General features: G+C 70.3%; 14 protein-coding genes and 6 tRNA genes. 12 read left to right on the top strand and 8 right to left on the bottom strand.

Annotated elements, in window-relative coordinates; genetic code table 11:
- The first annotated feature begins 81 nt into the window (after positions 1-81).
- Entirely contained in the window at positions 82-366 is a 285-nt protein-coding gene (locus QC283_RS31060) for a TFIIB-type zinc ribbon-containing protein (protein ID WP_279565062.1), read from the top strand.
- A 112-nt stretch (positions 367-478) separates the two neighbouring features.
- On the opposite strand, the gene QC283_RS31055 is transcribed toward QC283_RS31060, so the two are convergent.
- The 5 genes from QC283_RS31055 to QC283_RS31035 all read right to left on the bottom strand — a co-directional run bounded on the left by QC283_RS31055 (position 479) and on the right by QC283_RS31035 (position 932).
- Positions 479-550 (bottom strand) — tRNA-Val (locus tag QC283_RS31055).
- Between the two features lie 22 nt (positions 551-572).
- A tRNA-Val gene (locus QC283_RS31050) sits at positions 573-644 on the bottom strand.
- A 34-nt stretch (positions 645-678) separates the two neighbouring features.
- Positions 679-750: transfer RNA gene (locus QC283_RS31045), tRNA-Val, on the bottom strand.
- Position 751: 1 nt separating this feature from the next.
- A tRNA-Cys gene (locus QC283_RS31040) sits at positions 752-825 on the bottom strand.
- A 34-nt stretch (positions 826-859) separates the two neighbouring features.
- Positions 860-932: transfer RNA gene (locus tag QC283_RS31035), tRNA-Gly, on the bottom strand.
- A gap of 177 nt (positions 933-1109) precedes the next feature.
- On the opposite strand from QC283_RS31035, the gene QC283_RS31030 reads away from it, so the two are divergent.
- From QC283_RS31030 to QC283_RS31020, 3 genes are all read left to right on the top strand, one after another.
- A complete protein-coding gene (locus QC283_RS31030; RefSeq protein WP_279565061.1) occupies positions 1110-2162 on the top strand; it encodes a chorismate-binding protein in 1053 nt (350 codons plus the stop codon).
- Positions 2159-2980, top strand: coding sequence for an aminotransferase class IV (locus QC283_RS31025; RefSeq protein ID WP_279565060.1), 822 nt, complete (start codon positions 2159-2161; stop codon positions 2978-2980). The genes QC283_RS31030 and QC283_RS31025 overlap by 4 nt, the downstream gene beginning before the upstream one ends.
- 64 nt (positions 2981-3044) lie before the next feature.
- Positions 3045-3884, top strand: a complete 840-nt coding sequence (locus tag QC283_RS31020) for a GNAT family N-acetyltransferase (RefSeq protein WP_279565059.1) — start codon at positions 3045-3047, stop codon at positions 3882-3884.
- 380 nt (positions 3885-4264) lie between these two features.
- Here QC283_RS31020 and QC283_RS31015 read toward each other — a convergent pair whose 3' ends face one another.
- Positions 4265-4801 carry a DsbA family protein gene (locus QC283_RS31015; RefSeq protein ID WP_279565058.1) on the bottom strand — a complete coding sequence of 179 codons (537 nt, stop codon included), beginning with the start codon at positions 4799-4801 and terminating at the stop codon, positions 4265-4267.
- Positions 4802-4994: 193 nt separating this feature from the next.
- Between QC283_RS31015 and QC283_RS31010 the strand changes: the two genes are divergently transcribed.
- Together QC283_RS31010 and QC283_RS31005 are read left to right on the top strand one after the other, a co-directional pair.
- Positions 4995-5444, top strand: coding sequence for a hypothetical protein (locus QC283_RS31010; protein WP_279565057.1), 450 nt, complete (start codon positions 4995-4997; stop codon positions 5442-5444).
- A gap of 191 nt (positions 5445-5635) precedes the next feature.
- A complete protein-coding gene (locus QC283_RS31005; protein ID WP_279565056.1) occupies positions 5636-5815 on the top strand; it encodes a hypothetical protein in 180 nt (59 codons plus the stop codon).
- A gap of 89 nt (positions 5816-5904) precedes the next feature.
- On the opposite strand, the gene QC283_RS31000 is transcribed toward QC283_RS31005, so the two are convergent.
- Entirely contained in the window at positions 5905-6465 is a 561-nt protein-coding gene (locus QC283_RS31000; RefSeq protein WP_279565055.1) for a CGNR zinc finger domain-containing protein, read from the bottom strand.
- 418 nt (positions 6466-6883) lie between these two features.
- A complete protein-coding gene (locus QC283_RS30995) occupies positions 6884-7297 on the bottom strand; it encodes an SsgA family sporulation/cell division regulator (RefSeq protein ID WP_004002642.1) in 414 nt (137 codons plus the stop codon).
- 191 nt (positions 7298-7488) lie between these two features.
- Between QC283_RS30995 and QC283_RS30990 the strand changes: the two genes are divergently transcribed.
- The 6 genes from QC283_RS30990 (at position 7489) to QC283_RS30965 (ending at position 12955) form a co-directional block, all read left to right on the top strand.
- On the top strand, positions 7489-7941 hold the full coding sequence (locus QC283_RS30990; protein ID WP_279565054.1) for a TIGR02611 family protein: 453 nt from the start codon (positions 7489-7491) through the stop codon (positions 7939-7941).
- A 90-nt stretch (positions 7942-8031) separates the two neighbouring features.
- Positions 8032-8103 (top strand) — tRNA-Val (locus tag QC283_RS30985).
- Between the two features lie 983 nt (positions 8104-9086).
- The gene (locus tag QC283_RS30980) at positions 9087-10376 is read left to right on the top strand and encodes an ABC transporter substrate-binding protein (protein WP_279565053.1); all 1290 of its coding nucleotides are present in this window, start codon (positions 9087-9089) and stop codon (positions 10374-10376) included.
- On the top strand, positions 10376-11377 hold the full coding sequence (locus tag QC283_RS30975) for a carbohydrate ABC transporter permease (protein WP_279565052.1): 1002 nt from the start codon (positions 10376-10378) through the stop codon (positions 11375-11377). Before QC283_RS30980 ends, QC283_RS30975 begins: the two co-directional genes overlap by 1 nt.
- Positions 11374-12303 (top strand): carbohydrate ABC transporter permease, encoded by a 930-nt coding sequence (locus QC283_RS30970; RefSeq protein WP_279565050.1) that lies wholly within the window; start codon positions 11374-11376, stop codon positions 12301-12303. Before QC283_RS30975 ends, QC283_RS30970 begins: the two co-directional genes overlap by 4 nt.
- A 52-nt stretch (positions 12304-12355) precedes the next feature.
- Positions 12356-12955, top strand: a complete 600-nt coding sequence (locus QC283_RS30965) for a hypothetical protein (RefSeq protein ID WP_279565049.1) — start codon at positions 12356-12358, stop codon at positions 12953-12955.
- Positions 12956-13047 lie beyond the last annotated feature (92 nt).

Raw genomic sequence — 13047 nt, 5'->3', positions numbered from 1 at the left:
GGTGCAACCGACCCGCAGCCGGACAGAGTCTGTCCTGGCGATACGCGAAGCAGGACCGACCGGCGAGGAGTTGAGCCGAGCATGCAGTGCCCCAAGTGCCACGCACCGATGCACACCTACAACCGCAACGGCGTTCAGATCGAGCAGTGCGGCGGCTGCCGCGGCATCTTTCTCGACTACGGCGAGCTGGAGTCGCTGACCCGACTGGAGGCCCAGTGGTCCCAGCCCGCTCCGCCGCCCCCGCCCGCCGCCCCGCAGGCCTACCCGGCAGCACCGGCTCCCGCCTGGGGAGCCCCGCACGCCGGCCATGGCCACCACGGTCACCACCGTCAGAAGGGCTTCGGCCGCATGCTCTTCTCCAGCTGAGCAGCTGAGCAGCTGAGCAGCTGAGCGCGGACACTGCCTGAGCAGGGGACAACCTGAGCAGGACACGACGAAGCCCCCGGCCGTACGAGACGGCCGGGGGCTTCGGTCAATGTGGACGATACTGGGATTGAACCAGTGACCTCTTCCGTGTCAGGGAAGCGCTCTCCCGCTGAGCTAATCGTCCTGGGAGTGCTACGAGTACTGCGTGCGCGATACTGGGATTGAACCAGTGACCTCTTCCGTGTCAGGGAAGCGCTCTCCCGCTGAGCTAATCGCGCGGGGATCCTCGCGGATCAGGTCCTTGCGGACCAGTGGACGATACTGGGATTGAACCAGTGACCTCTTCCGTGTCAGGGAAGCGCTCTCCCGCTGAGCTAATCGTCCTTGGAGGTGGAGACGGGATTTGAACCCGTGTAGACGGCTTTGCAGGCCGTTGCCTCGCCTCTCGGCCACTCCACCAGGTGTGGGGGCCCGAAGGCACCCTTTTCCTGCGAGCGGACGACGAGGTTCGAACTCGCGACCTCAACCTTGGCAAGGTTGCGCTCTACCAACTGAGCTACGTCCGCCTGTCGGTTCGGTCCGCTTCCGCGTCCCGGCGACGTCATGAACTCTAGCGGATTCCGGGGCCAGCACAAAAACGCGTTTGTGCAGCGTGCTGCGGTGCGGCCACGCGTGGTCCTGGTCAGGGCACCCGGAAGGACACGTTCGGGTCACCTCAGGGGCACCGGCCTAGACTCGACAACGTGCTCGACCTCCCCCCTCTCGCCCGCTTCGGCGACCGCCTCGCCACCGGCCTCCTCGACGTCACGAGCGATCCCGCCGCCCTGGACTCCAGCGGCTTCTGGGCCGTCTGCGCGGACTTCGAAGGCCGTCTGACCTGCGCACGCTTCGCGGAGGTGCGGACGGCACAGGTACCGGCGCCGATACCCGGCGGCTGGCGGGGGCCGGCCGTCGGCGACTGGACCTCCTCCCTCGACCGCGCCGCGTACACGGCGGCAGTACGGCGCGTCCGCCGGCACATAGCCGCCGGCGAGGTCTACCAGGCCAACCTCTGCCGGGTGCTCTCCGCGCCCGTCGCCCCCGACGCCGACGTGGACGCCCTCACCGCCCTGCTGGCCCGCGGCAACCCGGCACCGTACGCCGGAACGATCCGGCTGCCCGGGCACGGCGTCGAGATCGCCACGGCGTCGCCCGAGCTGTTCCTGCGCCGGGCCGGCCGGGTCGTCGAGTCGGGGCCGATCAAGGGCACCGGGCGGACCGAGGCCGACCTGCTGGAGAAGGACTACGCCGAGAACGTGATGATCGTGGACCTGGTCCGCAACGACATCGGGCGGATCTGCGCCACGGGGACCGTGACCGTGCCCGACCTGTGCGCCGTCGAGAAGCACCCGGGTCTCGTGCACCTCGTGTCGACCGTACGCGGCGTACTGCGCGCGGACGCCGGCTGGCCGGAGCTGCTCGACGCGGCGTTTCCGCCCGGATCCGTCACGGGAGCGCCCAAGTCGAGCGCCCTGCGGATCATCGACGCGCTGGAGACCGCGCCCCGGGGCCCGTACTGCGGGGGCATCGGCTGGGTCGACGCCGACCGGGGGACCGGCGAGCTGGCCGTCGGCATCCGTACCTTCTGGCTCGACCGCGCCGCGGGCCTGCTGCGCTTCGGCACCGGCGCCGGCATCACCTGGGGCTCCGACCCCGAGGGGGAGTGGCGGGAGACCGAACTCAAGGCGTCCCGGCTGCTCGCGGTAGCGTCGGGTGCGTACGAGGCGAACGGAAGCGGAGAGGCGCTACTGACGTGAAGATCTGGCTCGACGGCGGGCTGCAGGACCTCGAGTCCGCCCGCGTCTCCGTCCTCGACCACGGACTGACCGTGGGCGACGGCATCTTCGAGACGGTGAAGGCGGTGGACGGCAGGCCGTTCGCGCTGACCCGGCACCTCGACCGGCTGACCCGGTCGGCCCGCGGCCTGGGGCTGCCCGATCCCGACCTCGACGAGGTGCGCCGCGCCTGCGTCGCCGTCCTCGAAGCCAACCCCATGCCGCTGGGCCGGCTGCGCGTCACCTACACCGGCGGCCACGGCCCGCTCGGCTCCGACCGCGGTGAGCACGGCCCGACCCTCGTCGTCGCCCTCGGCGAGACCGGCCGCCGCCCCGACTCCACGGCCGTCATCACAGTGCCCTGGACCCGCAACGAACGCGGCGCGCTCACCGGCCTGAAGACCACCTCCTACGCCGAGAACGTCGTCGCCCTCGCCCGGGCCCGCGAACAGGGCGCCACGGAGGCGCTGTTCGGTAACACGGTGGGGCAACTGTGCGAGGGCACCGGATCGAACGTCTTCGTCGTCCTCGACGGCGAGATCCACACCCCGCCGGTCGCCTCCGGCTGCCTCGCCGGCATCACCCGTGCCCTGGCCGTCGAGTGGACCGGCGCCCGCGAGACCGATCTCCCGCTGGACGTCCTGGACCGCGCCGACGAGGTCTTCCTGACCTCCACCCTGCGGGACGTCCAGGCCGTGCACCGCGTCGACGACCGTGAACTGCCGGGCGCACCGGGACCGGTGACCGCCAAGGCCATGCGGATCTTCGACGAGCGGGCCGGGGACGACCTCGATCCGTGACCGTGGACGCAAGGCTGCCGATATTCGGCTGCCCTTCGCCTCTCCGGCGGGTAGAACACCCGTGATGACCACGACCCTGCGGCCGACCGAGCCGCTTCAGCGCGCCGCCGACGGGACGCGTTCACGCCGCTACCAGGTGTGCGTGAACAGCCGTCCCGTCGGCGCGATACACCTCGGCACCTCGCACGCCTTCGGCGACTCGGTGGCCGTGATCCGCGAGCTGCGCATCGACGAACCGGACCGCCGGCGAGGCCGGGGCACGGTGGCCGCGCTCGCGGCCGAGGAGGTCGCGCGGGGCTGGGGCTGCCGGCAGATCGAGGCGAGCGTCGAACCGGGCACCGAGGCGGGCCTGCGGCTGGCCCAGGCGCTGGGCTACGTCCTGCGCACCCGCGGCATGACCAAGCCGCTCGGCGACACCCCGCCCGCCCTGCCCGCGGACAGCCACGCACGACCCATGAGACCGGACGAGTTCGACGCCTGGCACGCCTACGGGTCGGAGCAGTACGCCCGTACCTGGATCGAGAGGGGCGTGCCCGAGGCCGAGGCGTACGCGAAGGCGCGCAGCGACCACGAGACGCTCCTGCCGCAGGGCCTGGACACCGAGAACATGATGTTCAGTGTGCTGGAGCACGAGGGGACGCGGGTCGGCGTCCTGTGGCTGGCACTGTGGCAGGAGCAGGCCTACGTCTTCGATGTCGAGGCCGACGCGGCCCACCGGGGCCGGGGGCACGGCCGAACGCTGATGCTGCTGGCCGAGGCTCAGGCGATCGCCGCCGGCCGGCCGCTGATCGGCCTCAACGTCTTCGCGGGGAACACCCCGGCCGAGCGGCTCTACGAGTCGCTCGGCTACGGGACCACGCGGTACAGCTTCTACAAACCGTTCCTTGTGACTGAGCAGAAGTGAGTCCGCTCAGCCGCACACCCCGAACGGTCTTGGGTGCACTGGTCCCCGGCGTACTCGACCCCAGTGCGGCGACACGGATCCTGTCCGTGGTCCGGTCCCCGGGAGGCCAGTTCCCTGACGACCTGGCCAAGTGAGTACGGCCAGAGGCGGCGGGGAGGCCCCGAACCATCACTCCGGTGGAGCGGGAGCCCCGCACACTGGCGCCGTACCCGGCGTCCCAGATCGTGCTGATTACGCTAGCCCAGTCGGCCGACGACAGCGCAAGCGCGCGAGCACACCATCACACGATCGAGCTAAACCGACCTCACGCACGCTACCCCACGAACAGTTCCCCCCTGCTGTGACGGCGATGGCCGGCCGGGCCCCGGCCGGCCACCGGCTCAGCCTCGCGTGCAGCCCTCCTGCTCGGCCAGCAGCCGGTCCGCGATCTCCTCGACGCGCGTCCGCAGCCCTTCCTGGCTCTTGCCGCCGTCGAGGCGCTCGCCGCCGATCACGTACGTGGGGGTGCCGGTCACGCCGATCGCCTTGCCCTCGGCCTGGTCGGCGTCGACGATCAGGATGTGCCGGCCGTCGATCAGCGCCGTGTCGAACTCCTCCGCGTCCAGTCCCAGCTCGCGGGCCACCTCGACCAACAGGGGTTCTCCCTTACGGTCAAGCTCCGCGACCCGGTCCAGGACGGCCTCGGCGTACGGCCAGCCCATCCCCTGGGCCATCGCCTCCTCGGCGGCCTGGGCCGCGGCGAAGGAGTGCTTGTGCTTCTCCAGGGGGAAATGCCGCAGCCGCAGTTCCAGACGGTCGCCGTAGCGGGCGCGCAGGGCGCGGAGGTCGTCCAGGGCGGTGTGGCAGTCCGGGCACTGGAGCTCGCACCAGACGTCGAGGACGGGCGCGGCGGGACGGGCGGGGGAGGAGTCGCTCATGGTCCCCATTCTCCCAGCCCACGGGACGGCGCCCCGACCACCGTCGTACGCCAGGTCACCGGCACCTGGGGAGGAGCCGACCCCGAGATCTCCCTGATCTCGGGGTCGGGGCATGGCCTCACGGTGCTCGGACGGTGCAGGATGGAAGGGACAGAAGTACTCATGCCCGACCGAGCCCAGCCTGGAGGACCGGATGATTGCCGAGACCGTCTGCTCCGCGGTGTCCGCGGCGGGCCTGGGCATCGCGGCGGTCGCCGCGTACCGCAGGCGTTTCCTCACCGCGGCCCGCATCGCCGCCTACTCACTCGTCCCGGTCGGCCTGGTGATGACCGGGGTCGTCGAGTGGCTGGCCGACACGGCCTTCAGCCCGGTGGCCTGGGCGGGCTTCGCGGTGCTGGGGGTGTCGTGGCTCCTCTTCATGACCACGCGCACCGTGGAGCGCCGCCGCGGCGGCACCCGTAAGGAACGCAAGGAGGCCCGTGCCGCCGCGCAGCGCGACGCGGTGGCTCCGTCGGCCTCGGAACCTTCCCTCGGCCCTGGTGCCCGCCCGGCAGCCCGGCCCGCTGCCAAGCCTGCGACCACCTCCCGGGGCGATGAAGACTTCAGCGACATCGAGGCCATCTTGAAGAAGCACGGGATATGACCGCCGGCTGACCGTCGCCTCCCCGGACCGGCACGACCTCCGGACCGGAACGCACCAGCGGTCCCAGGCCGTCAGCGCCCGCTCCGGAATGATCACGATCCGACCGGACATTGCGACATTCAACGAACACCCGGTCTTTACGGGCGTGTTGATCGCCCGGGTCCCGCGTACTGCGTCATGATCGCGGCGAGATGCCGGACACCACTCAGCTGGATACCCAGCTGGATACGAGACAGAGCGAAACCGCGCCAACGCAGAGCGAACCGCGCGGCTGCCTCTTCGCCCTTTCCCAGCCACCGCTCATGATCTTCCTTGCGGTGATCGGGTGTCTGCTGCTCATGGCTTCGTTGCACGACCTGCTGTTGCTGTGAGCCGTACCCGCGTTCCCCGGCGCCACCCGCCGGGGACCGCGTCGCCACCGAGGCATCGATGACGGCAGTACCGGTCCGCAGCGGCTGCGTCAGCCCGCCGCCTCCTTGCGTCGCGCGCGGTACGCGGCCACGTGCAAGCGGTTTCCGCAGGTGCGGCTGTCGCAGTACCGCCGAGAGCGGTTCCGGGAGAGGTCGACGAAGGCGCGGCGGCAGTCGGGAGCCTCGCACCGCCGCAGCCGCTCCTGCTCCCCGGCGACCACGAAGAACGCCAGCGCCATCCCACAGTCGGCGGCCAGGTGGTCGGCGACGGAGGCGCCGGGTGCGAAGTAGTGGATGTGCCAGTCGTAGCCGTCGTGGTCGGTGAGCCGCGGGGTGGTTCCGGCAGCGGCGACCAGGTCGTTGATCAACCCCGCCGCGATCCGCGCCTCGGGGGCCGCGAAGACAGCCGCGAACCGGCCGCGGATCTTGCGCACCGCCGAGAGGTCGAGTTCCGAGAGCACGCCGACGTCGCTGATTTCGTGCGTTCCCACGAATTCCTGGAGGGTCGCGACGTCCGGCAGTCCGTCCGGCGCCGATTCGTCCTCCGGCATGGTGTTCACCAGATCCACCACGGTGTCGAGGGCGCACCGGGTGTCGTGGGTGATCAGCACATTTCGCTCCCTGGCCTGGGGTCGGGCGGGCGCCCGCCGATGCTGGCCGATGGTAGTGGCTTCCGCGGCGGGCGAACCGGCCCAGATCCCGGTCCCACCGTCGGGTGCCCGTACAACGGCGAGTGACCGGCCTTCGTTCCCCGCCAGGAGGAGCCAGGAGGAGCCAGGAGGAGCCAGGAGGAGCCAGGAGGAGCCAGGAGGAGCCAGGAGGAGCCAGGGGTCGGCCCGGGCCCGCTGGGGTCGGCCGGGGTCGGCCGGGCGGGGAGGCGTCGCGCCGGGCCGGGCCTGCCGCCGCGCGCACCGGCGCCGCCTCCGCGGAGGTCCGCGGCGACGACGCCGGTGTGTGCCGTATGCGGTTGTCCGGGCCCGTGCCGTCACCCCGAGTCGACGGCGACGGGCGGCTTCACGGGGCCTCGCCCTAGCTTTCCGCCAGGATGTGCGAGAGCTCCTGATCGAGATCGAAATGCCGGTGTTCCGTGCCGGGCGGCACGGCGGCGTCTGTGCGCTTCAGGAAGGACTCCAGAGCCCTCGCCGGGGCCTCGAGCAGTGCCTCGCCCTCCGGAGAGCTCAGGGCGATGCACACGACGCCCTGGCCGTGGCTGCGGGACGGCCAGACGCGGACGTCGCCGGTACCGGTGGGGCGGTGGAGGCCTTCGGCGAGGAGGTCGCGGGCGAACACCCACTCGACGGTCTCCTCGGCTCCGGTGTGGAAGGTGGCGTGCACGGCGTAGGGGTCGGCCGTGTCGTACCGCAGGCCTGCGGGGACAGGCAGGGAGGACTCGCTCGACACAACGAGGCGCAGGTGCAGCTCGCAGCTGACCGTGGTGTTCATAAGCGCCAGGGCCTTTCGCTCAGTGTGCGCTCGGGGATTCGCACGTCGGCGAAATCGACATGCCACCTACGGTGCCGTTGTAAACCCCTCTGAGTGTTTTGCGTGTGTTTACGTAACTCTTCCGGCCGAGAGATCGTTCGGGTCATGCGCCCATTCCGGTGACAGGTTTCGCTCCGGTAGTGTTTGGCTGTATGAACACGGGGAGTAACAAGCCCGGCGAGGCAGCCGTGGCGGAAGACCGTACGGGGACGGACGAGGCCGCGGCCGAGCGCGCGCTCGGGTCGCGAGCACCGGATTTCATCAAGGCGCGCCGCGCCCTCCACCTGAGCTGGCAGGTCGGCGTCTTCATCGTCGGCCTGGCGGTCGTCGTCGCCGGCGCCGCCATGCTGGTGCTGCCCGGTCCGGGCTGGGTCGTGATCTTCGGGGGCATGGCGATCTGGGCGACCGAGTTCGTCTGGGCCCAGATCGTCCTGCGCTGGACCAAGCGCAAGGTCACCGAGGCGGCACAGCGCGCCCTCGATCCCAAAGTGCGGCGTCGGAACATCATCCTGACCTCGATCGGTCTGGTGATCGTGGCCGCGCTGGCAGGGGTCTACCTGTGGAAGTTCGGCCTTCAGATGCCCTGGAAGATCGAGGACCAGTGATCCGCGGCGGGGGCCGCCGACCAGGCCCCCGCTGATCGCGGGCAGCGTCACGGGCACCCCCTGACATGGGGTAATGTTCTTCCTGCGTCCGGGCGATTAGCTCAGTGGGAGAGCGCTTCGTTCACACCGAAGAGGTCACTGGTTCGAACCCAGTATCGCCCACCGGATCATCAGGCGGCCCGGCTCACGATCGTGAGCCGGGCCGCTTTGTCGTGCGGGTGCGCCCGGACGGCGGCAGCAGGCCCGGGCGCACCTGGGAGTGCCGAAGCGTCCCGTGCGGTGCCTCCGGGGGGCTGTACGGCGGCTTCGAAGCGCCCGTTGTGCGGCGTGCCCGGGCCGACGGCGCTGCCCGTGGCCGAGCGCACTGTCCATCCCGAGCCGACCGGCCCCCACCACCCACCCCGGCCGACCGCATTGTGTGCAGCAGGCCGGGCGCGCCGAGCGCCCTGAGCCGTCCCGTCCCCGCCCTGGTCAGCGACGCCGCGCGCCTCCGGCCGACCGGGTGCCCGTCCTGGGCCGACCGCGCGGCGTGCCCAGGGCCGACCGTCCCCGCCCCGGTCTGCGACGCCGCGCGCCTCCGGCCGACCGGGTGCCCGTCCTGGGCCGACCGCGCGGCGTGCCCAGGGCCGACCGTCCCCGCCCTGGTCAGCGACGCTGTGCGCCCCCCCGGCCTGCCCCCGCCCTGGTCAGCGACCTGGGCCGACCGAGCCATGCTGCCTGGGCCGATCGAGCCCCGCCCGGGCCGACCGGCCTCCTCGTGGCCAGCCGCGCGCTGTGCGCGCCGGGCTGACCGTGCGGGGCGCGTCCCGAGACCGGCTGGTCACGTCCCGGAACGGCCGGGCGGCGCGCCCCGGCCGGCCGCACGGCCGTTCCGCTTCCGCGCGTCTTCACCCAACCGTGACCTTCCGTGCCGCCCGCCCCCGCGAGCCCTCCGACGTTCGGTCTGTCGGTCACGCCGCGCCGACCTGGGTATTTTCCCCGGCTGTCAGCGGCGGGGCCGGAGTGGTCGGCGCCGACCACTCCGCCCGGCTCCCATCAATTCCTGTCCGAATCATTGACGCGCCCCTGGGCCCTCCGTAACTTGTGCCAGCAAGCGCTTACTTGAAACGATTCAGGGGCGGACGCAACGTCGCGGGGAGGCTCGTATGCAGCAGGGCGGGAAAGTGGAGAGGCGGACGATCCTCAAGGCGGCGGGGGCCTCGCTGGCCGTCGCGGGGCTGGGCGCGACGGCCACCGCGTGCGGTGGTGGCAGCGGCTCGGGGGACGGAACGGTGACGATCCGTTACTCGTGGTGGGGTGCCGAGGACCGGGCCGAACGTATCAACAAGACCATCGCGCTCTTCGAGAAGAAGTACCCCAAGATAAAGGTCAAGACCGACTTCCAGCCGTATACCGACTTCTGGAAGAAGTTCAACACGCAGGCCTCCGGAGGGAATCCGCCGGACGTCTTCCAGAATGCCATCGGATTCCTGCGCAAATACGACGCGAAGAATGTCCTGCTCGACCTGAGCCAGCAGGTCGAGGCCGGCAACCTCTCCATGGACGGGTTCCGGGCCGGCCTGGAGAAGTTCGGTGAGATCGACGGCAAACTCCTCGGTGTGCCGGTCGGTTCGAACTCGATGGCACTGGTCATCGACAAGCCCGTCTTCACCCGGGCCGGCGCCAAGCCCGAGCAGGGCTGGACCTGGGACGACTTCGACGACGCGATGACGAGGATCCGGGACAGGACCGGTCGGGCCGGGGACAGCGGCATGTACGGCGTGATGTACCTCTACGACCTGTACCTGCGGCAGAACGGCAAGGCCTTCTTCACCGAGGACGGGCTCGGCTTCTCCGAGGCGGATCTGACCCGGTGGTGGGACAAGGCGGAGAAGGGCGTGAAGTCCGGCCTGTTCGCCGACCCCAAGAAGGTCGCCCAGATCAAGCCCAAGTCGGCGCTCTCCGCTGAGCTCGCCGGCAGCGAGTTCACCTGGGACAACTTCACCGTCCGCTACACCTCCGAGGGCAAGAGCGAGTACGGTCTCGCGCCGATCCCCACCACGGACGGCAAGAGGACCGGCCAGTACCTCGGCTCGCTGATGCTCAGTGGCTACAAGCGCACCGAGCACCCCAAGGAAGTCGCCCAGTTCATCGACTTCATGGTCCACGACCCGGAGGTCGCCAAGATCATGGGCTACGACCGCGGCGTCCCGACGACGCAGGCCCAGTACGACGCGTACCAGCCGGCCGACCCGGTCAACAAGGCGATCGCCGCCTACGAGGAGTCCCTCGTCGAGGCGGGCGTCCTGGAGCAGATCACCCCGCACCCGAACGGTGCCGACATCTGCGAGGCCGCCTTCCTGCGCATCGCCGAGGAGATGGCGCTCGGTGAGCGGTCCGTCGACGACGCCGTGAAGCAGTTCTTCTCCGAGTCGAAGACGGCTCTCGCCGGCTGATGGGAAACGCCGTGACACACGCCCCTGCGACGGAGGACCTGGCCAAGGGCTCCGAGCCGCGGCACGGTCCGGTGAAGTCCCCGCGCTCCGCCGAGCTGAAGCGGCGGGGCCGCCGGGAGAACCTGGCCGGCTACCTCTTCATGTCCCCCTGGATCGCCGGATTCCTGCTGCTGACGGCGGGGCCGATGGTCGCCTCGCTCTACTTCGCGTTCACCGACTACAACCTGTTCGACGCCCCCCGGTGGATCGGGCTGGACAACTTCTCCGAGATGTTCGGCGACCCGCGCTGGCGCCACTCGGTCGAGGTGACGCTGTGGTATGTCGTCGTCGGCACGCCGATCAAGCTGATCGCGGCGCTCGGCGTCGCGCTGCTGCTGGCGCAGAAGCGGCGCGGGCAGGCCTTCTACCGGGCCGCCTTCTACGCGCCGTCACTGATCGGCGCGAGCGTGTCCGTCGCCATCGTGTGGAAGGCGATCTTCTCGGACGACGCGGTCGTCGACCGTACGCAGCAGCTCTTCGGGATCGGCGCCGGCGGCTGGACCGGTGACCCGGACCTGATCATCTACAGCCTGGTGGCCCTGACCGTCTGGCAGTTCGGCGCCCCCATGGTCATCTTCCTGGCCGGCCTCAAGCAGGTGCCGCGCGAACTGTACGAGGCGGCCGACGTCGACGGGGCGAGCAAGGTCCGGCAGTTCTGGAACATCACTCTGCCGATGATTTCCCCGGTCCTCTTCTTCAACGTCCTGCTGGAGACCATCCACTCCTTCCAGATCTTCAGCTCCGCCTACATCGTCGGCGGCGGTGCCGGAGGCAACGCCTGCGGTCCCGCGGACGGAACGATGGTCTACACCTGCTATCTGTACGTCCAGGGCTTCGAGAACAGCCGGATGGGCCTGGCCTCCGCCATGGCCTGGATGCTGCTGGTCGCGGTCGCCCTGGTCACCGCGGTGCTGTTCTGGTCCCAGAAGCGCTGGGTGCACTACGAGGAGGGCGGCCGATGAGCACGCAGGCCACCGGCGTCACCACGCAGACAACCGATGTCACACCGCCCCCGTCCACGAGGAACCCGTCCACCAGGGCGGCCGCGTTCCGGCGCAAGCTGCCCGGATCGCTCGCCTGGCATCTCGGGTCGCTGGCGATCCTCGCGGTGATCCTCTACCCGGTGCTCTGGGTGATCGGCGGCTCCTTCAAGGAGAGCGGGGACATCGTCGGCAGCCTGGACCTCTTCCCGGCCGACCCGATCATCTCCAACTACACGAGCCTCGCCGACGGCATCGCGGACATCTCGATCTCCACGTTCTTCTTCAACTCGCTCTTCCTCGCCGTCGGTTCGGTGATCGGGATCGTCGTGTCCTGCTCGCTGACCGCCTACGCCTTCGCGAAGATCAGGTTCGCGGGCCGCAATCTGCTGTTCACGCTGATGATCGGCACGCTGCTGCTGCCGTACCACGTGCTGCTGATCCCGCAGTACGTGCTGTTCCGCAACATGGACATGATCAACACGTACACTCCGCTGCTGCTGGGGAAGTACCTGGCCACGGAGGCGTTCTTCGTCTTCCTGATGGTGCAGTTCATGCGGAATCTGCCCAAGGAGCTCGACGAGGCGGCCCGCCTCGACGGCTGCGGGCACTTCCGCATCTACTGGTCGATCGTGTTGCCGCTGTGCCGGCCGGCCCTGATCACCAGCGCGATCTTCACCTTCATCAACTCCTGGAACGACTTCATGGGCCCGCTGATCTACCTCAACGAGCCCGGCAAGTACACCGTCTCCCTCGGTCTGAAGATGTTCGTGGACCAGGAAGGGCTGGCGAACTACGGCGGCATGATCGCCATGTCGCTCGTCGCGCTGCTGCCCGTACTCGCCTTCTTCCTGGCCTTCCAGCGCTACCTGATCGACGGCATGGCGACGTCCGGTCTGAAGGGCTGAGGTGGGCCGACCATGACCGAAGTGGACCGACCGTGACCGAGGTGAATCGATCATGACCGAGGCGCGCGCCAAGGCCCGCACGGAGCGGGGGGAGTCACGGTTCGCCGAGGGGTTCGCCCTGTTCGCCGAGTGCCTGCTCACCGGAGTGTGGATCGCGGTGGCCTCGCTGCCGCTGGTCACCTATCCCGCCGCGTTCGCGGCCGGCGCGCGGCACCTCGGGCGCCGGCTCGCCCACGAGCGCGGCGGCTGGCGGGAGTTCACGGCCGACTTCCGGGCGGCGGTGCGCCGCGGGTGGCTCGTCGGGGTCGCCGGGTGGGCCGCCCTGGCCGCGGTGTGGGTGGATGTGCAGGCCGTGCGCAGCGGTCTGCCGGGCGGCCCGTTCGTGGGCGCTGTCGGGGTGTCCGCCCTGATCGGCGCGGCCGTGGCCGGGCTGCGCGCGGCGGCGTCATGGCGGCCCGGCGCCTCCTGGCGTTCCCTGCTCGCGCAGGCCGGGCGCCGTACCGTGCTCGATCCCGCCGGTTCGTTCCTGATCGTCGGCGGACTGGCCGTCGTGGTCTGCTCCGCCTGGTTCAGCGCGCCGCTGGCGGTCGCCGTCCTCGGCGCCGTCGCGGCGGCGGCCGTCGCCGTGGAGGAGCGCTACCGGCGCCGCTGACGGGTGGTGCCGGGGCACCTGGGCCGGCGCCCCGGCGGCACCCGCCCTGTCATGCCCCTGACATCCAGATCGTGACCAGCCACATCAGAGCC

The sequence above is a fragment of the Streptomyces sp. DH41 genome (assembly GCF_029813785.1).
Taxonomy (GTDB): domain Bacteria; phylum Actinomycetota; class Actinomycetes; order Streptomycetales; family Streptomycetaceae; genus Streptomyces.
Note: the sequence above shows the minus strand (reverse complement) of the source record. Positions and strands in the feature narration are given on the sequence as shown.